Annotated in this window: 28 protein-coding genes and 1 pseudogene; 25 read left to right on the forward strand and 4 right to left on the reverse strand. The window is 71.1% G+C overall.

Going from position 1 to position 23153, the window contains the following annotated elements:
• The first annotated feature begins 26 nt into the window (after positions 1-26).
• The 5 genes from ACIQFU_RS23140 to ACIQFU_RS23160 all read left to right on the forward strand — a co-directional run bounded on the left by ACIQFU_RS23140 (position 27) and on the right by ACIQFU_RS23160 (position 3412).
• Complete coding sequence (locus tag ACIQFU_RS23140) at positions 27-617, forward strand: hypothetical protein (RefSeq protein ID WP_402554034.1); 591 nt, start codon at positions 27-29, stop codon at positions 615-617.
• Between the two features lie 15 nt (positions 618-632).
• Positions 633-1589, forward strand: coding sequence for a phage major capsid protein (locus ACIQFU_RS23145; protein ID WP_402554035.1), 957 nt, complete (start codon positions 633-635; stop codon positions 1587-1589).
• Between the two features lie 71 nt (positions 1590-1660).
• On the forward strand, positions 1661-2623 hold the full coding sequence (locus ACIQFU_RS23150) for a glycosyltransferase family 4 protein (RefSeq protein ID WP_402554109.1): 963 nt from the start codon (positions 1661-1663) through the stop codon (positions 2621-2623).
• A gap of 9 nt (positions 2624-2632) precedes the next feature.
• On the forward strand, positions 2633-3049 hold the full coding sequence (locus tag ACIQFU_RS23155; protein ID WP_402554036.1) for a hypothetical protein: 417 nt from the start codon (positions 2633-2635) through the stop codon (positions 3047-3049).
• Entirely contained in the window at positions 3050-3412 is a 363-nt protein-coding gene (locus tag ACIQFU_RS23160; protein ID WP_402554037.1) for a hypothetical protein, read from the forward strand.
• Here the strand turns inward: ACIQFU_RS23160 and ACIQFU_RS23165 are convergent.
• Positions 3409-3729, reverse strand: a complete 321-nt coding sequence (locus tag ACIQFU_RS23165) for a DUF4429 domain-containing protein (protein ID WP_402554039.1) — start codon at positions 3727-3729, stop codon at positions 3409-3411. The genes ACIQFU_RS23160 and ACIQFU_RS23165 overlap by 4 nt on opposite strands.
• A gap of 36 nt (positions 3730-3765) precedes the next feature.
• Between ACIQFU_RS23165 and ACIQFU_RS23170 the strand changes: the two genes are divergently transcribed.
• The 15 genes from ACIQFU_RS23170 (at position 3766) to ACIQFU_RS23240 (ending at position 17217) form a co-directional block, all read left to right on the forward strand.
• Complete coding sequence (locus tag ACIQFU_RS23170; RefSeq protein ID WP_402554040.1) at positions 3766-4098, forward strand: HK97 gp10 family phage protein; 333 nt, start codon at positions 3766-3768, stop codon at positions 4096-4098.
• Positions 4095-4487 carry a hypothetical protein gene (locus ACIQFU_RS23175; protein ID WP_402554042.1) on the forward strand — a complete coding sequence of 131 codons (393 nt, stop codon included), beginning with the start codon at positions 4095-4097 and terminating at the stop codon, positions 4485-4487. Before ACIQFU_RS23170 ends, ACIQFU_RS23175 begins: the two co-directional genes overlap by 4 nt.
• A 75-nt stretch (positions 4488-4562) precedes the next feature.
• Positions 4563-5153, forward strand: a complete 591-nt coding sequence (locus ACIQFU_RS23180; protein WP_402554043.1) for a phage tail protein — start codon at positions 4563-4565, stop codon at positions 5151-5153.
• A gap of 122 nt (positions 5154-5275) precedes the next feature.
• Positions 5276-5713 carry a hypothetical protein gene (locus ACIQFU_RS23185; RefSeq protein ID WP_402554044.1) on the forward strand — a complete coding sequence of 146 codons (438 nt, stop codon included), beginning with the start codon at positions 5276-5278 and terminating at the stop codon, positions 5711-5713.
• A gap of 65 nt (positions 5714-5778) precedes the next feature.
• On the forward strand, positions 5779-6129 hold the full coding sequence (locus ACIQFU_RS23190) for a hypothetical protein (protein WP_402554045.1): 351 nt from the start codon (positions 5779-5781) through the stop codon (positions 6127-6129).
• Between the two features lie 20 nt (positions 6130-6149).
• Entirely contained in the window at positions 6150-10808 is a 4659-nt protein-coding gene (locus ACIQFU_RS23195; RefSeq protein ID WP_402554047.1) for a hypothetical protein, read from the forward strand.
• A gap of 150 nt (positions 10809-10958) precedes the next feature.
• On the forward strand, positions 10959-13055 hold the full coding sequence (locus ACIQFU_RS23200; RefSeq protein ID WP_402554048.1) for a carbohydrate binding domain-containing protein: 2097 nt from the start codon (positions 10959-10961) through the stop codon (positions 13053-13055).
• A 13-nt stretch (positions 13056-13068) separates the two neighbouring features.
• Entirely contained in the window at positions 13069-14151 is a 1083-nt protein-coding gene (locus ACIQFU_RS23205; RefSeq protein WP_402554049.1) for a DUF5047 domain-containing protein, read from the forward strand.
• A complete protein-coding gene (locus ACIQFU_RS23210) occupies positions 14148-14756 on the forward strand; it encodes a hypothetical protein (RefSeq protein ID WP_402554051.1) in 609 nt (202 codons plus the stop codon). The genes ACIQFU_RS23205 and ACIQFU_RS23210 overlap by 4 nt, the downstream gene beginning before the upstream one ends.
• Positions 14757-14765: 9 nt before the next feature.
• Entirely contained in the window at positions 14766-15392 is a 627-nt protein-coding gene (locus ACIQFU_RS23215) for a hypothetical protein (RefSeq protein ID WP_402554053.1), read from the forward strand.
• Positions 15392-15532 carry a hypothetical protein gene (locus ACIQFU_RS23220; protein WP_402554055.1) on the forward strand — a complete coding sequence of 47 codons (141 nt, stop codon included), beginning with the start codon at positions 15392-15394 and terminating at the stop codon, positions 15530-15532. The genes ACIQFU_RS23215 and ACIQFU_RS23220 overlap by 1 nt, the downstream gene beginning before the upstream one ends.
• Before the next feature lie 64 nt (positions 15533-15596).
• Entirely contained in the window at positions 15597-15863 is a 267-nt protein-coding gene (locus ACIQFU_RS23225; RefSeq protein ID WP_402554056.1) for a hypothetical protein, read from the forward strand.
• Positions 15839-16699, forward strand: coding sequence for an N-acetylmuramoyl-L-alanine amidase (locus tag ACIQFU_RS23230; protein WP_402554058.1), 861 nt, complete (start codon positions 15839-15841; stop codon positions 16697-16699). The genes ACIQFU_RS23225 and ACIQFU_RS23230 overlap by 25 nt, the downstream gene beginning before the upstream one ends.
• Before the next feature lie 3 nt (positions 16700-16702).
• Positions 16703-16957, forward strand: a complete 255-nt coding sequence (locus ACIQFU_RS23235) for a hypothetical protein (RefSeq protein ID WP_402554059.1) — start codon at positions 16703-16705, stop codon at positions 16955-16957.
• The gene (locus ACIQFU_RS23240) at positions 16957-17217 is read left to right on the forward strand and encodes a hypothetical protein (RefSeq protein WP_402554060.1); all 261 of its coding nucleotides are present in this window, start codon (positions 16957-16959) and stop codon (positions 17215-17217) included. The genes ACIQFU_RS23235 and ACIQFU_RS23240 overlap by 1 nt, the downstream gene beginning before the upstream one ends.
• A 48-nt stretch (positions 17218-17265) precedes the next feature.
• Here ACIQFU_RS23240 and ACIQFU_RS23245 read toward each other — a convergent pair whose 3' ends face one another.
• Entirely contained in the window at positions 17266-17505 is a 240-nt protein-coding gene (locus tag ACIQFU_RS23245) for a GntR family transcriptional regulator (protein WP_402554061.1), read from the reverse strand.
• A gap of 156 nt (positions 17506-17661) precedes the next feature.
• Between ACIQFU_RS23245 and ACIQFU_RS23250 the strand changes: the two genes are divergently transcribed.
• Both ACIQFU_RS23250 and ACIQFU_RS23255 read left to right on the forward strand, forming a co-directional pair.
• Positions 17662-18189, forward strand: coding sequence for a hypothetical protein (locus ACIQFU_RS23250; RefSeq protein WP_402554063.1), 528 nt, complete (start codon positions 17662-17664; stop codon positions 18187-18189).
• 205 nt (positions 18190-18394) lie between these two features.
• Positions 18395-18748: a hypothetical protein gene (locus ACIQFU_RS23255; protein WP_402554065.1), complete on the forward strand. Its 354-nt coding sequence runs from the start codon at positions 18395-18397 to the stop codon at positions 18746-18748.
• A 128-nt stretch (positions 18749-18876) separates the two neighbouring features.
• Here the strand turns inward: ACIQFU_RS23255 and ACIQFU_RS23260 are convergent, their stop codons facing one another.
• Together ACIQFU_RS23260 and ACIQFU_RS23265 are read right to left on the reverse strand one after the other, a co-directional pair.
• On the reverse strand, positions 18877-19113 hold the full coding sequence (locus tag ACIQFU_RS23260; protein WP_402554067.1) for a helix-turn-helix domain-containing protein: 237 nt from the start codon (positions 19111-19113) through the stop codon (positions 18877-18879).
• Between the two features lie 386 nt (positions 19114-19499).
• Positions 19500-20972, reverse strand: a complete 1473-nt coding sequence (locus tag ACIQFU_RS23265; RefSeq protein WP_402554069.1) for a recombinase family protein — start codon at positions 20970-20972, stop codon at positions 19500-19502.
• A gap of 46 nt (positions 20973-21018) precedes the next feature.
• Between ACIQFU_RS23265 and ACIQFU_RS23270 the strand changes: the two are divergent.
• The 3 genes and pseudogenes from ACIQFU_RS23270 to ACIQFU_RS23280 all read left to right on the forward strand — a co-directional run.
• Positions 21019-21387, forward strand: a pseudogene (locus ACIQFU_RS23270) (ATPase, T2SS/T4P/T4SS family); the annotation flags it as partial.
• Between the two features lie 35 nt (positions 21388-21422).
• Positions 21423-22334, forward strand: a complete 912-nt coding sequence (locus ACIQFU_RS23275; RefSeq protein WP_402554110.1) for a type II secretion system F family protein — start codon at positions 21423-21425, stop codon at positions 22332-22334.
• On the forward strand, positions 22331-23128 hold the full coding sequence (locus tag ACIQFU_RS23280) for a type II secretion system F family protein (protein ID WP_402554071.1): 798 nt from the start codon (positions 22331-22333) through the stop codon (positions 23126-23128). The genes ACIQFU_RS23275 and ACIQFU_RS23280 overlap by 4 nt, the downstream gene beginning before the upstream one ends.
• Positions 23129-23153: the final 25 nt, after the last annotated feature.

Genomic DNA, 23153 nt, shown 5'->3' on the forward strand with positions numbered 1-23153 from the left:
CTCAGCCCCAGGAGGGCGACACAGCCATGCCCGAAGAGACCGAGACCGAGCAGGTCGAACAGCAGCCGCAGGAGCCGAAGACCGCCCCGGAGGCGGGCAAGGACGCCGAGGAGCCGTTCGATCTGGCACGCGCCAAGGAGAAGATCCACAAGGCGAACGCTGAAGCGCTGGGCCTGCGGAAGCGACTTGAGGCGCTGGAGCCCCTCGCGGCGAAGGCGAAGGAGCTGGAGGACGCGCAGAAGACGGAGACCGAGCGGCTCACGGAGCAGCTCGCCGCCGAGCGGGAGCGCGCCGCGAAGGCTACGCGTACGGCGGTGGCATCGAAGGTCGAGGCCCTTGCGGCGAAGACCTTCGCGGACCCGGAGGACGCGGCCGGGGCCCTGGACTTGGCGGCGTACGTCGACGAGTCGGGGGTCATCGACTCCGAGCGGATCAAGGCGGATCTGGCGGCGCTGCTGGAGCGGAAGCCGCACTGGGCCCGCCCCGACGAGGGGGCGGCGCCGCGGCGTCCGGCTCCGGACCGCACGCAGGGCTCCTCGGGCAACGGCAACCGCAGTACTTCCGATCCCGGCGCGATCTTCGCCGGGCTCATGGACCAGGCCCTGAAGGGCCGCTGAGAGAGGTAGCCCTCCATGGCAGCAACAGAACCGATCAAGCTGAGTGACGTCTCCGCGACGTTCCTCCCGCCGACCCTGACCGGGCCGGTTTTCGAGAAGTCCGTCGAGCAGTCGGCGGTCATGTCCCTGTCCCGCCGGGTGCCGCTCTCCATGAGCGCGAACACGGCGGTGCCGGTGCCGCTGGACGTGCCCACCGCGGACTGGGTGGACCAGGCCGGCCGGAAGCCGCTCGGTACGGGCGGCATGGACATCAAGCAGATGTCCGGCAAGAAGATCGCCGTCCTCATCCCGGTGGCGATGGAGGTCGTGCAGTCCAACGCGGCCGGGCTGTGGAAGCAGCTGCAGACCGACCTGCCGACCGCGTTCTCCCGGGCGTTCGACCGGGCGGCGATCCACGGCAAGACGATGAAGGGCGCCACCGGCCCCTTCACCGACTTCCTTGCTGACACGTCCAAGAGTGTCGAGCTCGGCACTGCCTCGCAGTCGACGGGCGGCATCTGGAAGGACTTCGTCGACGGCATGGAGGAGATCGTCGACGACGACTGGGACTACACCGGCACCGTCGCCGACCACCGGCTTCAGCCGAAGCTCCTCGGGGCGACCGACACCACAGGGCGTCCGATCTTCGTGGAGACCCGGACGCCGGGCACCGACATGGCCCTGGCCGGGTCCCTGATCGGTAACCCCCTCGCCTACTCCCGCTCCGTGTCGGGCAAGGTGCGCCGTCAGTCGAGCAGCGTCGACTCCGGGCTGCGGGCGATCGGCGGGGACTGGTCGCAGACCGCCTACGGCATCGGCATGGACATCTCCGTGAAGATCAGCCGCGAGGCGACGTATATCGACGAGGACGGCGGCGTGCACTCCGCGTTCCAGGAGAACCTCGTTCTCCTGCTCGCCGAGGCCTACTACGGCTTCGTCCTCGGCGACGTCGAGGCCTTCGTGAAGTTCACCGGCACCCCGGCCGGCACCTGATGGCGGCGGCGGTCCCGGCTTCCGCGCCGGGCGGGACCGCGCCCCTGCGGATCGTGGCCCGAGTGCACGCGATGCCCCCGCAGCACAACGCGGGGGCCGAGCACATGCTCGTCAGCATGCTGCGTCCGCTGGTGGAGCGTGGACACGACGTGTCCGTGTGGCTGTCCCGGTACGGCAAGGCCCGCAAGCCGTACGCGTACCAGGGCATCCGTGTGGTTCCGGTCGAGGCCCGCCTCGACTTCGCGACCGCGGTCCGCCAGGCGGACGTTCTGGTGTCCCATCTGGAGTGCGTGCCGTCGACGTCGGCTCTGGCCCGCGGCTACGGCAGACCCGTCGCGGTCATCTGCCACAACACGTTCCGGCCGACGTTCCGGGACATGGCGGCCGGCGGCACCGCGCTCGCCGTCTACAACAGCGAGTGGATGCGGGCCGAGGCAGACCTCTTCTTCTCCGAGTATCCGAAGGCGGTCCGGCCGCCCGCGGAGATCGTGGTCCGCCCGCCGGTCGTCGCCGCCGAGTACGCGACGAAACCCGGCAGCGCGGTGACACTCATCAACTGCAACGAGGCGAAGGGCGGCAGAGTCCTCGAGGCGTTGGCCAAGCGCATGCCGGAGCAGCAGTTCCTCGCCGTGCGGGGCGCGTACGGGGAGCAGGTCCTGCCCGATCACCTGCCGAACGTCGAGGTCGTTGAGCACGTGGACGGTGCCGGCATGCGGGAGCAGGTGTACGGGCGGACCCGGGTGCTGCTGATGCCGTCCTCGTACGAGTCGTGGGGGCGGGCCGGTGTCGAGGCGCTGGCCTCGGGCATTCCGGTGGTCGCGCACCCGACGCCCGGTCTGTGTGAGTCCCTCGGCGAGGCCGGGATCTTCGTGGACCGAAGTGATGTCGACGCCTACGAGGCGGTGCTCCGCAAGGTTCTGCAGCCGTCCGAGTACCGGCTGGCGTCGAAGCGGGCCCTGGCCCGCAGCGCCGAACTCGACCCGACGGTCGAACTCGGCGCCTGGTGTGACGCAGTGGAGGCCCTGGCCAGATAGGAGGACGGCATGGCGTTCACCGCTCCGACGGCCGAGCAGCTCGGCATGTACCTGGGGCTCGGTGAGATCCAGGGGGACCGGGCGGACCTGCTCATCGCGCAGGCGGTCGCGCTCGCCGAGTCGGTGGTGCGCCCGCTGCCTGAGCAGGCGACCGCGGTCGTCCTGTCCGTGGCGGGCAGGGCGTACGTCAACCCGCAGCAGGTCAGCTACGAGACGATCGGTCCGATGTCGGTGCAGCGGCCGACCGGCAGCGGCGGACTGTATCTGACGAAGGCCGACAAGGCCGCGCTGAAGAGCCTCGCCGGGCGGGGTGGCGCCTTCACGGTGGACCCGACCCCTGCCGATGCGGACCCGTCACCAACGTGGCCGGTCGACTCGGGCGCCGGGCCGGGCCTGTTGTACGAGCCCGGCTGGGGGTGGGTGTGAGTGCCAGCCCCTTATCCGTACGGGGAGACCATCGTCCGGCTGCGGCGTGGTCCGTCGCCCGGCAGGGACGGCCGCGGGCAGCCGCTGCCCGGGGTGCTCGAGGAGACGCCCATCCGGGGCTGCGTCGTGGCGCCGCGGGCTGAGACTCCGCAGGTCGGCGGGGACCAGCAGCAGGCCCGGGATACGGTCGTCGTCGGGTTCACCGTGTACGCACCGGCCGGCACAGACGTAGCCACGACGGATCAGTTCCGGATCCGGGGCCAGGTCTGCGAGGTGACCGGCGAGCCCGGTGACTGGCGGCAGTCCCCGTTCACGGGCACCGCCGGCCCGGTCCAGTTCGCGGCCGACCGGGTGACCGGCTAGCCGCGCGCCTGCTCAACGGCGACGACCAGCTTCGCCGCGGCGTCGTTGCTCTTGCGCGGGATGGACAGGGAGTGCGGGTCCTCGTACGGGGGCCGTCCCGCATGCAGGACACCGCCCTTCTCGCCTGCGGCCACAGCTCCGGGAAGCAGGAACTGCACGTAGCCGTGCACCAGCCGGGTCCCCGTTTTGAGGCGGGTGCCGGTGACGTCGGCGGCCCGGATCCGTACGGGTGCCGGCTTCGGCCCCACCGGAGTCTTCGTGATGGTGATCCACTCGCCGTCGAAGCTGATGCTGCCGAGTACGCCCTTGACGTCCATGTCCGCCCCCAGACCGGTTGTTGAGGAGTTGAGGGTATGGCAGCACGGTTCAAAATGTCCCGGAGAGGGGTCGGCGAGCTGCTGCGGTCGCCGATGGTGGCGGCGGAGATGCTGCGCCGCGCCGAGGCCATCAAGGATGTCGCGACGGTGATCTCCCCGGTGGACATCGGCAGTGAGCGGCCCGGCCTGTACAAGGCGTCGTGGAACGCCAGAGTCGAGCAGCGCGCGGTGGGCAGGTCGCGGAAGAAGCGCGCCGTCGGTGTGGTGAGCAACCCGGTCTACTACGCGCGGTGGGTGGAGTACGGCACCGAGCAGGTGCCCGCCCATCACGTGCTGCTGCGTGCCGCCCGGGCTGGGGGCGGAGGGTGACCGCGCTGGTCGACATCGAGGCGGAGCTCATCGCCCTTGGCACGGTCCGCTTCCCGCAGGCGGTCGTACGCGACGAGCTGGACAACCGGCTCGGCGGCGAGCTGCCGACGATCCAGATCGAGCAGGCCCCCGGAGGGGACGACGACGGGCTGCGGCTGTCGAGGCCGCTCGTCGACATCAACGTCTACGCCGCCACCCGGGGGTCGGCGTTCGCTCTGGCTCACGAGGTGCACGCCTGGGTGACCGGCGAGCTCCGCGGCATGGCCACCGACCGCCTCGTCATCGGCCGCACCGGTGCCCTGGCCCTGCCCGCGGCCAGGCCGTACGAGAACACCGCCCTGCGTCGTGTCGGGGCGACCTACGAGATCTACTGTCACCCGGTCTCCTGACCGGCTGGGCCCGCGCCGGACCCACCCCTCAAGCCCCGCCGCCGTGCGGGGTTTTCGCATGTCTGGAGACCCTTCATGGTTCAGATCACCCGCGCGGCGGACCTCACGACCATCGGTGCGAACGGCGGCGGCTGGGTGGCCGCCACCGGCACCAGTGCGCCGGAGTCGCCGCTGATCCAGCCCGTCAGCCCGTGGGAGCCGCTCGGTTCCATCTCGGACGACGGCCTCACCTACGGCTTCGACGAGGACTCCCAGGAGTTCACCCCGTGGGGCCTGACCTCCCCGTTCCGCACGCAGATCACCAAGAGCGTGCGGACGTTCGGGGTGACGCTGTGGGAGACCAGCCGCATCGCCGTGCAGTCGATCATGTACCGGATCCCGGCGGGCGACCTCGCCCCCGACGAGGAGTCCGGCCTCACCGCCTACGCCGAGACCGCCAGCCCGACGCCGGACCGCCGCGCGTGGTGGTTCCTCGTGATGGACGGGGACACCGCGAAGGGCTTCTACGTCCCCCAGGGCGAGGTCTCCGACCGCTCGGACGTGACCTTCAAGCAGGACGAGATGTCCGGCTACGAGATCACCGTCACCGCCTACCCGGACGAGGCCGGCAACACGGTCTACCACACGGACAAGCTGCCGGTGACGCCCGAGTACTCCGGCTCCTGACCTCTGGCCGGGAGCCCCTCTGATCGGGGTGGTGGGCCGACTCTGGCGCGGGCCCGGCCCGCCACCCCCCCCCTTTCCTCACATGACCGATGCCCGCGCCCAGCACAGAAAGGCTCGCGCCCATGGCCACCACCCGAAAGACCACCCCCACACGCGCCGCGCGCCCCGCACGGCCCGCCCGTGAGACCGCCGCCCCGCGCCCCGCCGCACGGGCCGACGACGACCTGCAGGGCGAGGAAGAGACGGAGTACACGGAGGCCGACGCGCAGGAGGCGGAGGCCACCGGCCACTACGTCACCAGCGAGCTGTGCGGCGAGGAGGTCAGGATCATCCCGCCCGGCGCCTGGCGGCAGTCCTGGCGGCGCCTCCTCATGAGCGGGCAGATCGACGAGTTCGCGCAGATCACCCTCCACCCCGACGACTACGAGCTGTACGAGGAACTCGATCCGACCAACGACGAGTTCGGCGACCTCGTGAACATGGCGTCCGAGCGAGCCGGTGAGAGCCCGGGGAAATCGCGTGGACCCGCTCCGTCGTCGAGGCGCACGCGGAGGCGGTAGAGGGCGACCTCGCCTTCTACTACCCGAGGTCCGAGGACCAGATCGACGCCTACCACCGCGGGGAGATGACGGCCCGCCGGCTGCGGGTGCTGATCCAGCGCCTGCCGCCGGAGTCCGCCACCATGACCGCCCTGCGCAACGCCATGACCGCCGAGGAACTGGCGGAGCAGGCGGGCAAGGGCGAACCGGAGAAGGGCCGCTGGTCGCAGGCCGAGCAGCTCCTCGCCCTGGTCGTCGACCGCGTGGCCCGCCTCGAGCACATCACCCTCCTCGCCAACACCGGCAAGGGCTCGAAGAAGCCGACCCCGCCGGAGCCGGTCCGCAGGCCCGGTGCGCAGCCGCCCAAGCCGAAGCCGAAGCTCACCGGCACGGGCGCGGACTGGCTCTTTCACATGATCAATGGGGGCGCCGCGTAGCGCCACGGGAGGAGTGTGCCGTGGCCATCAGCATCGGCTCCGTCGAAGTCGACGTCATCCCCAACACGCGGGGCATCTACCAGCGGCTCCGCGATGGCATCGTCCCGGCCGCGACGCGGGCTGGGGAGAACGCCGGCAACGCGGCCGGGCGGGCGTTCGGCCCGGCGATGACGTCGTCGATCTCCGACACGATCGGCGAGCGTGTCGGGACTCAGATCGGCCGTCAGATCGCCACCCGGATCGCCGCGTCGATCCGCGACAGCATCGGCGACGGCATCACCCGGGGCGGGCAGGCCGCACGCCCGGCCGCGACCCGGCAGGGCGACCAGGCCGGCGGCGCGTTCGCCCGGTCGCTGAAGACCCGGCTCGAGACCGCGTTCCGCAGCATGCCGAAGATCAACGTCGGTCTGAACGACACCGGCGTCGATGCGGACCTCGCACGGCTGAGGGCCCGCCTGGAGTCTCTGTCGGGCCGGACGATCGGCATCGACATCGACGCGGAGACCGCGCGTGCGCAGGCCGCGGACATCGAGGAGCGGCTGCGCCGGATCGGCGCCGCGCACCCCAACGTCGCCGTACGGGCGGACACCGCGAGGGCGATCGCTGAACTGCAGGCGCTGCAGGCGCAGATCGACGAGGTGTCCCGGGACCCGGCCCATATCCGGGTGGAGACCGACGGCACGTTCGGTCAGCGGCTCCGTGCGCAGGTGCAGGCCGCGGAGGCGTCGCTGCCGAACATCAACATCACCGCCGACAGTACGCCTGCTGAGGTGGAGATTGCCCGGCTGCGGGCGCAGCTGACGGCGCTGCGGGACGTGCGGATCGGCGTCGACATGGACGCTGCCACCGCGACCGCCCGTATCGAGGCGATCCAGGCGCGGCTGCAGCGTCTGGCCGCGTCGGACGCGGACGTCGCGGTCCGTGTGGACACGGGCGCCGCGCTGGCTCAGCTGGCCGTCTTTCAGGCCGCGCTGAACCGGATCGACGGGCAGACGGCTACCGCGAACGTCCGCGTGTCCGGTATGCAGGCCCTGATCACCGCGGCGATCACGTTCGGTCCGGCGATCATCCCGGTGCTGCCGGTGGTCGCGGCCGGTCTCGGCGCGGTCGCCGCGGCGGGTACGGCGGCGGCCGTGGGGATCGGCGCGGTGGGCCTGGTGGCCCTGCCGGCGCTGAAGGGGATCGGGTCGGCTCTGCAAGCGCAGAAGGCGGCTCAGGACGCGGCGACGAACGCCACCTACCAGGGTGGTCAGGCGGCTGGGCAGGCGGCGGCGCGTGCCTCGCAGATGGCGGGTGCGCAGCAGGCGCTGGCGACGGCGCACCGTAACGCGGCCCGGCAGATCCAGCAGGCCGAGCAGGCTGTCGGGGACGCCGTCCGTAACGCGGCGGAGGCCAACGATCGTGCGGCCAAGCAGGTCAAGCAGGCCAAGCAGTCCCTCGCGGATGCCGTGCGTACGGCTGCGGAGCGGCAGCAGGATGCGGCGGAGCAGGTCGCGCAGGCCGAGGAGTCCCTCGCGGATGCGCAGAAGTCGGCGCGTCAGGCGCAGCAGGACCTCACCCAGGCGAGGAAGGACGCCGAGGCGCAGCTGGCGAAGCTGTCGGACCGGGTGGCTGACGCGCAGCTCTCGGAGCGGGACGCGGTCCTGGACGTGCAAGAGGCCGAGATCAAACTGCGGGCGGTGCAGGCGGCCGGCGCGCAGGTGTCGCTGATCGACCAGCAGCGTGCGCAGCTCGCCTACGACCAGGCGGTGCAGCGGCTCAAGGAGCAGCGGCAGGAGACCAAGGGTCTGGTCGCGGAGAAGAAGGCCGCGGACAAGGCCGGGGTGGAGGGGTCGGAGACGGTCCAGGCGGCGCAGGAGCGGCTGGCGGCGGCGGAGAAGGGTGTCGCGGACCAGCAGAAGGGTCTGGTGAAGGCCCGGGCGTCGGCGGCCCGTCAGCAGGTGGAGGCGCAGCGGCAGATCACGGAGGCGCAGGAGCGGGTCGCCGAGGCCTCGCGGAACGTGTCGAAGACGCAGGAGGACGGGGCGCGTTCGGTGGCGCGCGCTCAGGAGTCGCTGGTGGCTGCTCAGCAGTCGGCGGCGGACTCGATCGCGTCGGCGCAGCGTCAGGTGGAGTCGGCGTCGAGGTCGGCCGCCAGTGGGGTGGACCAGGCGGCGATCGCGCAGGCGAAGTACAAGGCGGAGCTGGCGAAGATGACGCCGGCCGCCCGGGAGACGTTCTTCGCGTTCCTGGACTTGAAGGATGCGTTCTCGTCGTGGTCGCGGTCGCTGCAGCCGGCGGTGATGCCGCTCTTCACGCGGGCTTTGGGCGGGCTGAAGAACTCGCTGCCGGGTTTGACGCCGTTCGTGCTGGAGGCGGCGGATGCCATCAGCGGGCTGCAGGACCGGGTGTCTGCCGGTTTCAAGTCCCCGTGGTGGCAGTCCTTCAAGAAGGACTTGAAGGGCTCGGTCGGCCCGGCCATCGAGGGCCTGGGGGTCAGCTTCGGCCGGATCTTCAAGGGCATGGCGGGGATCATCCAGGCCTTCCTCCCGCACATGGATTCGATTTCGGAGCGGATGCAGCGGCTCACGGGCCGGTTCGCCGACTGGGGCACGAACCTCAAGGGGTCGCCGAAGTTCGAGAAGTTCCTGAAGTACGCCTCGGACATGGGGCCGAAGCTGTCCGGCGCCCTGCGGGACGTGATCGATGCGGTCTTCCAGTTGGCGCGTGCCCTGTCCCCGATCTCGGGTCGCCTGCTGCAGCTCCTCGGGGGCATCGGGGATGCGATCGCCACGGTCGCCGATCATGCGCCGTGGCTGGTCCAGGCCATCTGGGGCGTGATCGTGGTGTGGCGCCTGTGGACGCTCGGGGTGTGGGCGTTCAACGCGGCGATGGCCGCGAACCCCATCACGTTGATCATCATCGGGATCGTGGCGCTCGTCGCCATCGTCGTCTACTGCTACAACAAGTTCGGCTGGTTCCGGGAGGGAGTGCAGGCTGCCTGGGCTGGCATCCGGGCGGGCGGTAAGGCGGTCCTCGACTGGGTCAGGGGCCCATTCGTCGGCTTCTGGACGAAGACTCTTCCCGACGGGTTCAAGTCCGGCTGGGGCAAGATCAAGTCTGGTGTGCTGTTCCCTGTCCGGGACTACTTCACCAAGACCATCCCCGGCTGGGGTTCGACCCTGAAGAGCAAGGTCGTCGGGAAGTGGCACGAGACGCGGGCCGGGGTCCTCGACGGCTGGAACAAGATCAAATCCGGGGCGGTCTATCCGATCCGGGACTTCTTCACCAAGACCATCCCCGGCTGGGGCACGACCCTGAAGAACAAGGTCGTGTCGGCGTTCGATGGTGCGGCAAGCGGTGTCAAGAAGGGCTTCGACAAGATCCGCGAGTATGCGAAGAAGCCCGTCCAGTTCATCGTTGACACCGTCTACAACAAGGGCATCGTCGGTGTCTGGAACAAGATCGCCGGAGCCTTCGGGGCGAAGAAGCTCGAGAAGTACTCCTTCGCCTCCGGTGGCATCATGCCTGGCTACACGCCGGGCCGCGACGTGCACAAGTTCGTGTCGCCGACCGGTGGTGCGCTGGAACTGTCGGGCGGCGAGGCGATCATGCGGCCCGAGTTCACCCGGGCCGTGGGCTCCGGCTTCGTCGGGGCCATGAACTCGCTGGCCATGTCCCGCGGGACGAAGGGCGTGCAGGAGGCCCTCGCGCCGCTCCTGGGTGGCAGCGCACCCATGGCCACCGACCGGTCGCTGCCCTACGCGAGCGGCGGCGTCTTCCCGACGCAGCGCTTCGCAGGCGGCGGGATCTTCGGCTGGATCAAGGACAAGGCATCGGCAGCGGTCGGCGCCGGGTCTGCCGTCTGGAACAAGATCAAAGAGGGGGCGTCCTGGCTGAAGGACGGGCTGGAGGCATCGGCGCGAGCCGGGGTGAAGCATGTCGTCGACCCGCTGCTGGCCAAGTTCCCCGGCGCGGACACCGGCTTCGGGAAGATGATCCGCCGCATCCCGACGAAGATCATCGACAGTCTGTTCGGCTACACCAAGGAGGCGGACAAGAGAGGCGGCGGCGGCATCGGCGGCCCCCGCATCCAGGCCGCCCTCAACTGGGTGAAGACCCAGAACGGGCTGCCCTACCAGTGGGCGGGCAACGGCGACCCCAGCTGGGACTGCTCCGGCCTCATGTCGGCGATCGAATCCGTCATCCGCGGGCAGAAGCCCCACCGCCGGTGGGCCACCGGCGCGTTCTCCGGCAAGACTGCCCCGCCCGGCTGGGTGTACCACGGCAACAGCCCCTTCAAGATCGGCATCACCAACGCCGGTGTCGGCCACACCGCAGGCACCCTCGGCAAGACCAACGTCGAGTCGAGGGGCGGCGACGGCGTGGTCGTCGGCAGCCGGGCCCGGGCCTACAACGACCGCCTGTTCACCAGCTGGTACGGGTTCGAGCCCGGCAAGTACGACTCCGGCGGCTACCTCCAGCCCGGCCTCAACCTCGCCTACAACGGCACCGGCCGGCCCGAGCCCGTGTTCACCGCGCAGCAGGCCAACGCCCTCCTGCGCGGTGGCGGCCCAGACGGCGGGCTCGGGGACCTGTCCGTCGCCGTGTTCGTCGGCGACCGGGAGATCACCGACATCGCCCGGGCCGAGGTCCGCCGCTCCAACGGCGAGCTGCTGCAGGCCATCAACGCGAACTGAAAGGGGTGGTGGCCTGTGGCGATCCCCGGGAACCTGCTGTCGCAAGCGGCAGAGTCGATGGACCCGACTCCCACAGCAGGGTGGCGGCCCCGCCAGAACTGCGTGATCTCCAGCGGCGTGGGCGGCCGGAACGGGCCGACCTGCCTGGCCATGAAGAGCAACGCGTCGGGCGTCATGTCGGTGGAGACGATCACCGGCTATCCCATCAGCGAAGGCCAGCTCTACCAGGTCTTCGCCGACGCCGCCGGAGCCGACCAGCCGGAACGGATCGGCCTGCGCTGGCTCGACGACACCTACACCGAAGTTGCGACCACCTGGTCACTGACCACGGCAGCAGCTTCGGCATCGTGGCATCGCATCGGCGTCGCCGACACGGCACCGGCCGGTGCCACACGCGTACGCGTCATCGTCGAGGCGACCGCAGGAGCAGCGAACCGGACCTGCTACGCAGAGAACGTCTACCTGGGCCGGCCGATCCGCACGACAGGCAACCTCCTGGACTTCAACACGGAGTCCGCGGAGGTCGACGCCTCGGGCTGGGTCCCGGACACGAACGCGACCGTCAGCCGGCAGGCGCCCGCGGTGTCCTGGGGGGTGAACACCTACACGGCGGGCGGCTCCGTGATCGCGGCGACCGCGGTCGCCGCGGGGAACTGCCGGATCATCACAGCGGCCCGGCCGACGGTGACACCGGGCACCGAGTACCTGGCGTACGCCTACCTGCAGCCGCCGACGAGCGGGTCGACAACCTGGGTGGAGCTCCGCTTCTACGACGACACCGGCACCCAGCTGTCGGCGACACGCAGCGTCCTGGCAGCCCCGGGTTCGACGGGCTACTACCGGCAGTGGGTGTCCGCCCCGGCCCCGGCAGGGGCGGTGACGTGCGCCCTCGCCGCCGGGATCGACAGTGCGACGCTCGGCCAGGTCCTCAGGGTCGAGACCGCAGTGGTCGGGGCGGCGTCGCAAACCGTGGCGGGCACGGTCATCCCGACGGCCGAGGGGAACTTCGAGCAGGGCGTGGCCGGCTGGTCCACGGTGGCAGGGGCGGCGACCGTAGCCCGGTCCACACCGTGGGGTGCGGCAGCGATCTCGGGGGCCTACGCGCTGGCCATCACGTCGGCGACGGCCACGACGTCCACCGTGCGCTCGCCGCTGTTCGCCACACCGGCCGCCGAGGGGCACAACTGGCGGCTGCAGGTCTACGCCAAGCAGTCGGCCGGCAGCTTCACGTCGTTCACGATCCAGATCCACTGGTACGACGCGGGCGGGGCCAGCCTCGGCGTGTCGGGGACCGGATACGCGTTCCCGAACAGCGACTGGTACCTCCTGACGACGGACGATGTGGCGCCGGCCGGTGCGGTGCAGGCCGCGGTCGAGCTCGTCGCGGTGGCGGCGGCGACGAACTCCGTCGTGTTCGTGGACGGGGTGGCGCTGTGGCAGGTACTGCCCCTGACCGAGGTGGTCACCGACGACGAGCGTGGCTACGCCCGGGTGACCGTCCGGGAGCTGCCGGTCGGGGGGCGGGTGTCGCTGTACCGGGTCCTCCCGAACGGGGACCGGACTCTGGTGCGGGGCCCGGACGGGCTGATCGACCGCCAGGCGATCACGTCTGACCTGCTCGTCGTCGAGGACCACGAGGCGCCGCTCGGAGTGCCGGTCGTGTACCGGCTGGAGATCGACAACGGGTCCGGTGTGGCGACCAGGACGACCGACGAGATGCTCCTCGTCCTCGGCGATGTCAACGAGACCTGGCTGAAGGACCCGGGGAATCCGCAGAGGAACATGCGGGTGGTGGTGCAGGAGCCGCCGGAGTGGAAACGCCCCGTCGAGCAGTCGGCGATGGTCGTCCGGGGCCGCCGCAACAAGGTCGTCCTGACGGGCCGCCGCCAGGGCCTGGAAGGCGACCTGTCGGTGTGGACGCGCACCGACGACGAGCGGGCCGCCCTGCACTACCTCCTCGACTCGGGCAACGTCCTGCTGTGGCAGGCGATGCCGGGGATGGGCGTCGAGGACCTGTACGTGAACGTCGGCGAAGTGGGCGAGGCGCGGACGGGCGGCCTGGCCCAGGAGCCGTGGCGGTCGTGGACGCTGCCGCTGACGCAGGCGGACATGCCGGTGACAACCGGCATCAACGGCAGCGGCGGCCGCACATGGCAGGACGTCGTCACCGAGTTCGCGACGTGCGCCGACGTCCTCGAGGCCTACGAGACCGCCGAGGACCTCCTCCTCGACCGAAGGGCCGGGTGATGCCGTGTACCCGGTGAGCAGCCGGTTCCTGGCCCGCCTCGCCGAGTCCCACGAGGTCGTGACCCGGGTCCAGCTCTTCCGCACGGACGGCTCCGTCCTCGACCTCGAGCACACAGGCGGAGCCGTGACCGTGGACCGCGGGCAGGCCATCCGCCGCACCTGCACGGCCACCTGCGCAGACCTCTCGGTGATCCCCCGGACCCCGGCCGACAAGCTCGCCACCTACGGCGCGCGGCTGCGGATCTCCCGCGGGGTCGCCTTCGGGGACGGCTCGCAGGAACTCGTGCCGCTGGGGGTGTTCCGTCTGGACTCGGTGGACGGGGACCTGACGGAGGGCCCGGTCACGCTGCAGGGCAAGTCGCTGGAGGCGTGCATCGCCGACGACAAGTTCACGCAGGTGTGGACGGCGACGGGCACGGTCGTCGGCGCGGTCACCGCACTGATCACCCGGTCACTGCCGGACGCGGACGTGATCAGCACGATCACCGACGGGCCGATCGGCGCACGCACCTTCGACATCGAGGCGGACCCGTGGGCCGGAGCCCAGGAGATCGCGGCCGCCGCGGGCGCCGAGGTCTACACGAACGCCGACGGCGTGTTCGTGATCGCCGAGATGCCGGACCTGCTGACGGCCGTGCCGGTGTGGGCGGTCGAGGCCGGCGAGGGCGGCGTGTACGTGACGGGGAACAGGGCCATGGCCAGCGACGGCGTCTTCAACGGCGTGCTGGCCCGGGGAGAGAACGTCTACGAAGGGGTTCCGCCGGTGTCGTATCTGGCGACGGACAGCGACCCCGGGTCCCCGACCTACTGGGACGGGCCGTACGGGCGCCGGCCCATGTTCTACTCCAGCTCGACTCTGGTGTCGCTGGCCGCGTGCCAGCAGGCCGCGACACTCAAGCTGGCCGCGGCCAGGGCCCCCAACGCGACGGGGGACTTCACCTCACTGCCGAACCCGGCGCTCGAGCCGGGCGACGTCCTGCGCGTGTCCCACCCCGACGGCTCCCGCGAACTCCACCAGGTCGCGAGCTTCAGAGTGCCCCTGGACGAGGGCGGGGACTTCCCCATCGCGACGATCAGCGCGAAGGAGGACGGGTGAAGTCCGACCTCAGCGCGACCCGGGACTTGGCGGACGGCCTGCGCCGTCAGGCAGCGAAGACGGGAGCGACCACACCGTCGGTACGCGGCGCGGACTGGCGGCTCGCGACGGTGACGGTGGTCGGCGCCGACGGCACCGTCACCGCCGACGGGATCACCGTCCGCCGCCTCGACTCCTACACGTCCCCGGCGGTGGGCGACGTGATCGTCATCGAGCAGTCCTCCTCAGGGAACTGGATCAGCCCGGGACGGACGACGACCGCGCCCGGCGGGTGGACCGCCCTGACCCTGGCATCCGGGTACATCCACCCGGGCCACGGCTACGCCGCAGGCTGGCTGCGGGACGGGAACCGGATCTGGCTGCGGGGCCGGATCAGCCGCACCGGCGGCGCGACGCTCCCGAACGGGACAACGATCGCGACGATCCCGGCAGGCATCAGGCCGGCGGGCGGGGTGGACGTCGGCTGGGCTGTCGCCCGCGACGGCGGCACCTATCCGGCGACGGTCCGCGTCGACATCACCACGGCCGGCGTACTGCGCACGTACGAGGCGACGAGCCTGCCGACGTGGATCTCCCTCGACGGCATCTCGTACACGATCACCTAAGGAGGCCCTGTGCCGATCACGGACTCATACGGGCAGGGCATCAGCCTGACCAACACCACCACCGACGCGCCCGACCTCGGGCGCGGAATCCAGGACCTGGCGGCAGGGGTCATCCCCCGGGGTACCCTGCGCTTCGCGTCGGCCTCGGCGCGCGGTGCGACGCTGGTCGGGGCGCAGGCCCCGGTTGACGGCATGCTGACGTGGCTGGAGGACGTGGGCCGGCTCGAGCTCCGGGTCGACGGCGTGTGGGTGGTCGTCGCGGTCGGCAACAGGGCCTGGACGACGATCGCTCTGGCCTCGGGCTGGACCCAGAACGGCAACGCGCAGGGGACGTTCCAGTACCGGATCGTGAACCTGTTCGGCGAAGACTCGATCATGTTCCGGGGCGGCATCAGCCGGTCCAGTTACCCCACGTCGATTCCCGGGTACTTCGAGGTCAACACGAACGCGCTGCCCGCCGCCGCGCGCCCCGCGTCACTGCGGACGATCATCGTGCCCTGCTCCGACGTCGGCTCAAGCCGTATCTCGCTGAAGCTCGATGTCACCACGGACGGATGGCTTCGGTTGTACGGCATCAGCCGTCCGAACGACTTGCCCGCCTGGGTGGGCTTCAACGGCTGCTTCGCGAGCCTGTGATGCCCGACCCGCAGCCGGCGCAGCGCCGGATCGACGACACTGCGGCGGACTGGGACACGCTGGTGGAACTGGGGCTGGTGGCGGAGCAGCCGGAGCCGTCCTCGCCTCAGCCCGTCCCGCCGGACAGCCCGCCCGCCTGAACCTGTTACTGCCCCTACGCCCCGCGCCACGAGGCCGGGGCGCTTCTCATGCGCAGGAGGGCCCATGCCCGCACAACCTCAGCCGTCCGTCGGACGGATCGTCCACTACGTCAGCCACGGCACCCCGCCCCGCGAGGACGGCAGCCAGGCATTCCCGCCGGCCTGCCGCGCCGCCATCATCACAGAGGTGGACGAGACCGAGCCGTACCGGGTCGGGCTCGCGGTCCTCAACCCGACCGGCCAGTTCTTCCATCCCCTGAGTGCGGGTGGGTGCATGGCGGACTTCACGGAGGACCAGGCTGGCACGTGGCACTGGCCGGAGCGGGTCTGATGGCCACCCCGATGAGCGCCGCCGGCTTCCTACAGGCACTGCGCGCCGAGGGCCTCACCGTTGTTGAGGTCGGCGACTGGCGCAACCACAACCGCAACTCGAAGGGCGCCTGGGGACCGGTCAACGGTGTGATGATCCACCACACCGTCACCAAGGGCACTGCGGCCACGGTGGAGATCTGCCGCAAGGGCTACGCGAGCCTGCCCGGCCCCCTGTGCCACGGCGTCATCGCCAAGGACGGCACCGTCTACCTCGTCGGCTACGGCCGCGCGAACCATGCCGGCCTCGGTGACGACGACGTCCTCCAGGCTGTCATCAACGAGACCGCGCTGCCGGCAGACAACGAGGCGAACACTGACGGCAACCGGCACTTCTACGGCTTCGAGTGCGAGAACCTCGGCGACGGCGACGACCCCTGGCCGGCGGCGCAGCTGGAGGCGATCGAGCGGGCGGCCGCCGCGGTGTGCCGGTACCACGGCTGGAACGAGCGGTCGGTGATCGGGCACCTCGAGTGGCAGCCCGGGAAGGTCGACCCGCGCGGTTTCACCATGGCGTCGATGCGCGCCCGGGTCGCCGACCGCCTCGACGGCAAGATCCCCACCAACAGCACGCACGAGGAGGACCCCATGGCGGGCTACAGCAAGGACGAGATCGGCGACGCCGTCCTGTACCGGGACAACATCGCGGCCCCGGAGTTCGCGCCGGACGTCAAGAAGAACCCGAAGTGGTCGCTGTCCAGCTACATCCGCTCGATCTACAACGCGGTCATCACCATCCGAGACGAGCTGCGGGCCCTCCGCAAGGCCGTCGACGCCCTCGCCAAGAAGGAGTCCTGACCCATGCCCGACCTGCACTTCGACGGCGAGACCGTCGTGAAAACCGCGTCCACCTTCGGCCGCGACCTCCTGGAGCGCGTGCTGTCGACGTTCCTGCAGAGCTTCATCGGCGGCGTCGTCGTCACCACGCCCCTGGATGGCTCCATGTGGTACGCCGCGCTGGCGGGCGGGGTCGGCGCCGTCCTCGCCCTCGGCAAGGGCCTCGTCGCCCGCTGGCGTGACGTCACCAACTCGGCGTCCCTGGCCAAGGGGGTCTAGTGGCCACGCCCGACGCGGGCGTGTACATCAGCACCGCCCAGATGTACCAGGAGGTGAGGGACCTGGCTCAAACGGTCGGCCGCATCGAGTCCAAGGTGGACAGCTTCCTCGACGAGGCCAAGGACATCCGCTCCGACGTCCAGGACCACGAGCTCAGGATCCGCACCCTCGAACGCGCACGATGGCCCCTGCCGACGATCGGTGTCCTCACCGGCCTTGCTGGGGCGGCGACCGGTGTCGTCTCTCTCCTCGCCCGTTGACTGGCCCCCGTCGTCTGCCCTCCGGGGCGGGCGGCGGGGGCCGTTTCGTCACGTCCGGGGCGAGTCGGCGACGAAGCTGCCGAGGCCCCGCACCGTGTACACCACACCCTCATCCCGCAGCCGCGTGAGGACCTTCTGCGCCGTATCCACGGCCACCCCATAGTCAGCGACCAGCTGCTGCACAGACGGCACCCGGGTACGCGGCGGGTACGTGCCATCCGCAATCCGGCCCCGGATCACGTCGGCGATCTGCTCCCACCTCGGCCGATCCGCCTGCCACTCGATCATGAGGGCACCGTAGGCAGGGGCCGACTGGTCCCGCGATCGGTAGAAATAGGCCCTACCGGGGGGTGTACTACCCCATACCAGGGGTATGGTCGGCGTCACAGAAGACCCCCGCGCCGTGCTACCGGCCGGGGGTGTGGCCGACTGACTGGAGTCGACATGGCAGAGCCTACCGACGCCCCGCCCGACACGGGTAGTGGCCTGCGCACCATCGGCTGGTGTTCCTGGCATCAGGACGCCGCCGACGACGTGCGCATCGTCCAGGTCGACGAGCAGGGCTCCGGCCGCAGCCCCGTCCAGTACGCCTGCGGGCCGTGCCGGAAGAGGCACGGCCTGAAGACGCTCGACGAGCAGGAGCAGCCGCACGGGGCGGGCCCGGTCTCCACTCCGGGGCTGCTGATCCTGATGCCGGGGATGCTCCCGACCATGAGCCCGGCGCAGTGCGAAGGCACGGCCTGCCCCTGGTGCAACACCGCGGTCACGCCGGAGACCGGAGTCGACCTCGGCGAGCGGCACCTCGACCGCGCGGGTGTCGTCATCCATCCGGTCGCCTGCCGGCCGTGCGCCAACCGCGAGGCGCGCCGGTCGTTCGCCATGCACTGCCGCATGTGTTCCCGGTGCAAGCGGGGCGACTACTGCCCGGACAAGATGCCGTTGCACCGCCTTGCGAAGGCGACCCGGTCATGAGGATTTGCGACGCGTGTGGTGGGCTCATTGAGGGTGGCGCTGTGAAGGTGGCGGTGCACGCTCCGACCGGTGCGGCCCCGGACCTGTACGTCCACCCCTTCCCGTGCAAGCCGTCCCCGCCACGCCAGACCTACCCGGCCCAGAGCAGCCGATGAGCGGCTTCCGCTGCACGGCCAAGACCGGGGTCCACGCGGAGACCCGGGCGATGGCAGAGAAGATCGCCACCCCGTTCGCCGCCGTGGACTGGGCCCCGGAGACCGTCCTCCAGTGCCTCATCGAGGACGTGCCCCACGACTTCCACGCAGCCTTTCTCCGCACTGGCGCACGCGAGGACCCACCCTCAGACATCTATCTGTGCTGGAAGGACGGGGACCCGGACCAGAGCCTGGCGGATCTCGACTGCTGCATGGCCCGAAGCAGACCGCTGGACCCCGGGTGCACGATCTTCAAGCACCACCCGGGCCGCTGCTACGAGGACTACATCGACCCACCCGCGGTGGCCGCGTCCGCGTACGCCGACCAGCTGCTGAAGAACCTGGGCATATCCCTGCCCACCTGACCCCGCTGGTGCCACAGGGCGGACGTGACACCAGCGGGCCCGGCCGTCACCGGTGTGCCTTCGGGCCGCCGTCGCGCCGGTGACGATGAGCGGCCCGCACCTCGCCTCCCCCGTCGGGGGCGGGCCGCTCACTCCACCAGGTCCCGCAGGGGCACGTCGAGGGCGTCGGCGATCCGGATGAGGGTGTCCAGGACCGGGGAGGCGTGCCCGTTCTCGATACGGGAGTACGTGGCGATGCGGATGCCGGCCCGCAGTGCGACTGCCTCCTGGGTGAGGTTCGCGTGCAGACGGGCGTCGCGTATGCGGTTCCCGATGGCCCGGCGTCTGGCGAGGACGTCTTCGGCGGGCATCGGCGGGTGGTGCATGCGCCAACGCTCTGTGGGCGTCGACCGGATGTCTGTACGGTTGACCGCAAAACGGTGGATCAACGAAGCTTGAATCTGCTACTTCTGACCCATAATCCCCTTACCTAAAATTACGATCCCTATACACACGGTTCAGCTCATGCAAGGATCGAACGCCTGTACGAAAAGGTAAGGGGGGGACGTGCCGACAGTCACCGACCTGAGTCGCCGACTCGACGTCCTGGAGCACGCACTACGCATCGCCTGCCAGCAGCGCGACCCAGCCACCCGAGCCCGCTGGCTCACCGCCATCGATGCAGCCACCACAGCAACCAGGCACGACCTCGACACCGCCACCCCCGAACAGCCCGCCCGCACCCGGCCGGCCCTCCACCTCGTCGAGCAGGTCAATCGATCCGCTTACGAAGAAGATCCACCGCGCCTGGATCGAACCCCGGCCCCCGCCACGTGGTGGGCCGAACCACCACGCGGAAAAGCGCCTCGACGGTAGCCGACCGGATATCCACCGGCTCCGCCCGCCACGTCTCCAGGTCCACGCCGAGCATCCGCATCACCAGCCGACGCCGGGCCGACACGCCCATCTGTGCACGCAGAGCCGTGATCTTCTTGTCGTACGAGGCGACACTCGCCGCCAGCACCGCCGGGTCAAGCTCCTCGTCGTCGGCGATCCGCTTCAGCTGACCCAGCGTGCTGGCCTTCCGACGCTCAAGCGCGGCGATCTCCGCACCCACACGGTCGGCTCCCTCCTCGGCATGCACCTCCTCACGGAAGGCGGGATCATTCAGCAGCCCGATCACCGCCCCCGTCACATACAAGTCCAGATGCTCAAGGTTCCGCCCCACCTGCGTCTCGCACCCGGGCGCCGGGCAGTAGTACAGCCGGGACGTACGCCGGTTCCTGCCGCCTGACGGCTTCTGCCGCAGACGATGCCCGCTGGGACACTCGGCGATCCCGGACAGCAGGTACTCCCGCCGCCTGCCCTGGTAGGGGTACAGCTCACCGCTGTGCTCGAAGTACGCGGCGAGGTCGGCCCACACCTCACGCTCGATGATCTCCGGCCAGCTCGCCGGATACAGCACGGTCTCGTGCTCGACCAGTCCGGCCACCCGCGGGGAGGTGAGGAGTGCCTTGAGGTTCTTCGAGTTCCAGGCGCCGCCCTGCGTCGTGGTGGAGCATCCGTTCATCCACCGGCAGACGCCGCCGATGCTCTGCCCGGCGAGGAGACGCTGCGCCGCCTCACGCAGCACCGCGGCCTCCTCGGGGACGACCTGGGTGCGGTCGATGACCGGGACCTGTGTCTCCTCGCCGGTGTCCGGGTCGACGCGGGTGCGCGTCTGGCCGGGCACTGGGACTCCGTAGCCGAAGGGACGCCGGCCGCCTTCCTGACTGCGGCCTTCCTCAGCGCGGGCTTTGATCTTCCGCTGGATACGGCGGGAGATGTTGTCGGACTCGCGGCAGGCCTGCGCAGCTTCGATACGGAGTACGAACCGGTCGTCTGGGCTATCGAGGTCACGAGTGCCGGAGGGGGAGGCGACCCTCACGCCCTTCATGTCGGCGATGCCGATGAGCTTCTCGAGGTCCCAGGGCTGACGGATGAGCCGGTCGCCGTGGTAGACGATGACGCTGTCGATGTCGCCGCGGTTGATCGCTTCGAGCATGGCGTCCCAGCGGGGCCGCTTCCGGTCGCGCTTCCACGCGGACTTCGAGTTGTCGACGTAGATGTGCTGGTCGGAGATGGGCCAGCCGAGCCGTGCGGCGAGGGCTCGGCAGTCTGCTTCCTGTCGTTCGACCTTTTCGATGGAGCCGTCGGGGGCGTACGACAGGCGGCAGTAGATGCCCGCGAGTTGTGGGTGTTTCATGCGGGTACATCCTACGCCGAGTATAGGTAGTTGGCAGGGGTTCAGCCATCTGCTCGCCGCCTTGAACACGGGGCACAGCGGGTGCGGGACCGTGCACGCCAACGCCGCCGCCGACGTGCCGGCCCGGCTGGAGGCGCTCGGTACGGCCGCCGGCCTGGACCGTGCGGCCCTGCACAGTCAGCTCGCGGCTGCCCTCTCGGTGGTCCTCCACCTGGTCCGCGACCGTGCGGGGCGGCGCCGGATCGCCGAGGTGCACGTGCTGGAACGGGAGCCGTCGGGGCTGGTGCGGACGGTACCGGCCCTGCGATGGGGAGCGGACGCCTTCGTGGCCGAACGCGGCTGGCAGCGGCTGCGGGAGCTGTTGCGAGGTGCGGGACTCCAAGAGCGGGTGGCCGGAGGGGAGACGCAGCGATGACGAACTCGACGGTGCTGAGCATGGCGGGACCGGGCATGGCAGGCGCGGGCGGCGTGTCGACAGGGGTGGCACTGGTGTGCCTGGGCACGGCCGCGTGGCTGGCCGGCGGATGGCACTCCGGCGTGCGGCGGGCGCGGCAGGTGCTCACCGAAGGCGGCACCGGCCGGACCGCTGGGACGGCCGGCACCGGCGGGGCGGGCGGTACGGGGCCGCCGCCCCCGGTGGACCGGGTGACCGACGGGCTGCGGCGCGTTCGTGGTCGGCTGAGGCCCGAATGGGGGTCACTGGCCGCCGGTCTGGTGCTGGCGCTCCTGGGCGACTCGGTGCTGCCGATCGTCGTGGGAGCGGCCGGGGTGCCGATGCTGCGGCGGATGCGCCTGGCCGGCCGGGAGCGGCGGGCCCGGGAGCACCGGCAGGACGCGGTGATCGCGCTGTGCGGGACGCTCGCGGGGGACGTCAGGTCGGGGCGCCAACCGGGCGAGGCCCTGCTGGCCGCCGCGCACGACTGTGCAGGGCTCGGCGACGCGCAGGCGGCGGTGCTTGCGGCGGCCCGCTTCGGCGGGGACGTCCCCGGGGCGCTCGCGATCGCGGCCGGGCAGCCCGGTGCCGAAGGGCTGCGCGGGCTCGCGGCGTGCTGGCGGGTCGCGGTCGACCAGGGCGCGGGGCTCGCGGCCGGTCTCGACCGGCTGGAGGGCGCGCTGCGTGCGGAGCGGGACCAGCGCTGCGACCTGCGCGCCCAACTGGCGGGCGCTCGGGCCACGGCCGTGATGCTGGCCGGTCTGCCGGTCCTCGGCCTCCTGCTCGGTGTCGCCCTCGGGGCCGACCCTCTGCACGTGCTGCTGCACACCGGAGCCGGGCTGGGCTGTCTGCTGGCCGGCGGTGTGCTGGAGGGCCTGGGCGTCTGGTGGGTGACGCGGATCGTGCGCGGGGCGGAGGCGGCGTCGTGAACGGCGACCTTGTCCACAGGCTGGGGGCAGTGGTGGGGGCGGCGCTGGTCGTCGGCTGGCTGACGCGCGGGCTCGCGGCCACGCGGCGGGAGCGGGCGCTGCGCAGGCGGCTCAGCGGCCTGCTGGCACCGGAACCGGCTCGTCCTGCCCCTCGCCACACCGAGGTGCTGAACGCCGTCCGCCCGTGGCTGCCGCCGCTCGGCACGGTGGGCGCCGGCTGGGCCCTGTTCGGCGGTGTGGCCGGGCTCCTGGTGGGACTGGTGGGCGCCGCCGCGCTGTGGCGTTGGAGTGCCCGCCGCTCGGCCGCCGGAACGTCGGTGGCCGCGGGCGCCGCCGCTGCCGCCGCCCGCCAGCTTCCCCTGGCGGCCGACCTGCTGGCGGCCTGCATCGCTGCGGGCGCGAGTCCGGTCACGGCCGCACGGGCGGTCGGCGACGCCCTGGGCGGACCGGTCGGAGAGGCGCTGGGACGCGGCGCCGCGGAGGTGCGTCTCGGTGGTGAACCGGACGGTGCCTGGCGAGGGCTGGCCGCCGTTGCGGGGGCGGTGCCCCTTGCCCGGCTGCTGGAGCGGGCCGAGGTGTCCGGCCTGCCCGCAGCGGACCCGGTCGCCCGGCTCGCCGCTCAGGCCCGTGCCGACTGGGCCCGCACCACGACGGCTCGGGCCCGTCGCGCGGCGGTCATGGTCACGGCGCCGGTGGGCCTGTGCTTCCTGCCCGCCTTCATCGCGGTGGGCGTGCTGCCGGTGGTCGTCGGACTGGCCGGCGGGGTGCTGGGGCCCGGGGGAGGTGGTGGCTGACGGTCTGGGACGCACCGGCGACAGG

This window comes from Streptomyces sp. NPDC093065, from assembly GCF_044754585.1.
Classification (GTDB): domain Bacteria; phylum Actinomycetota; class Actinomycetes; order Streptomycetales; family Streptomycetaceae; genus Streptomyces.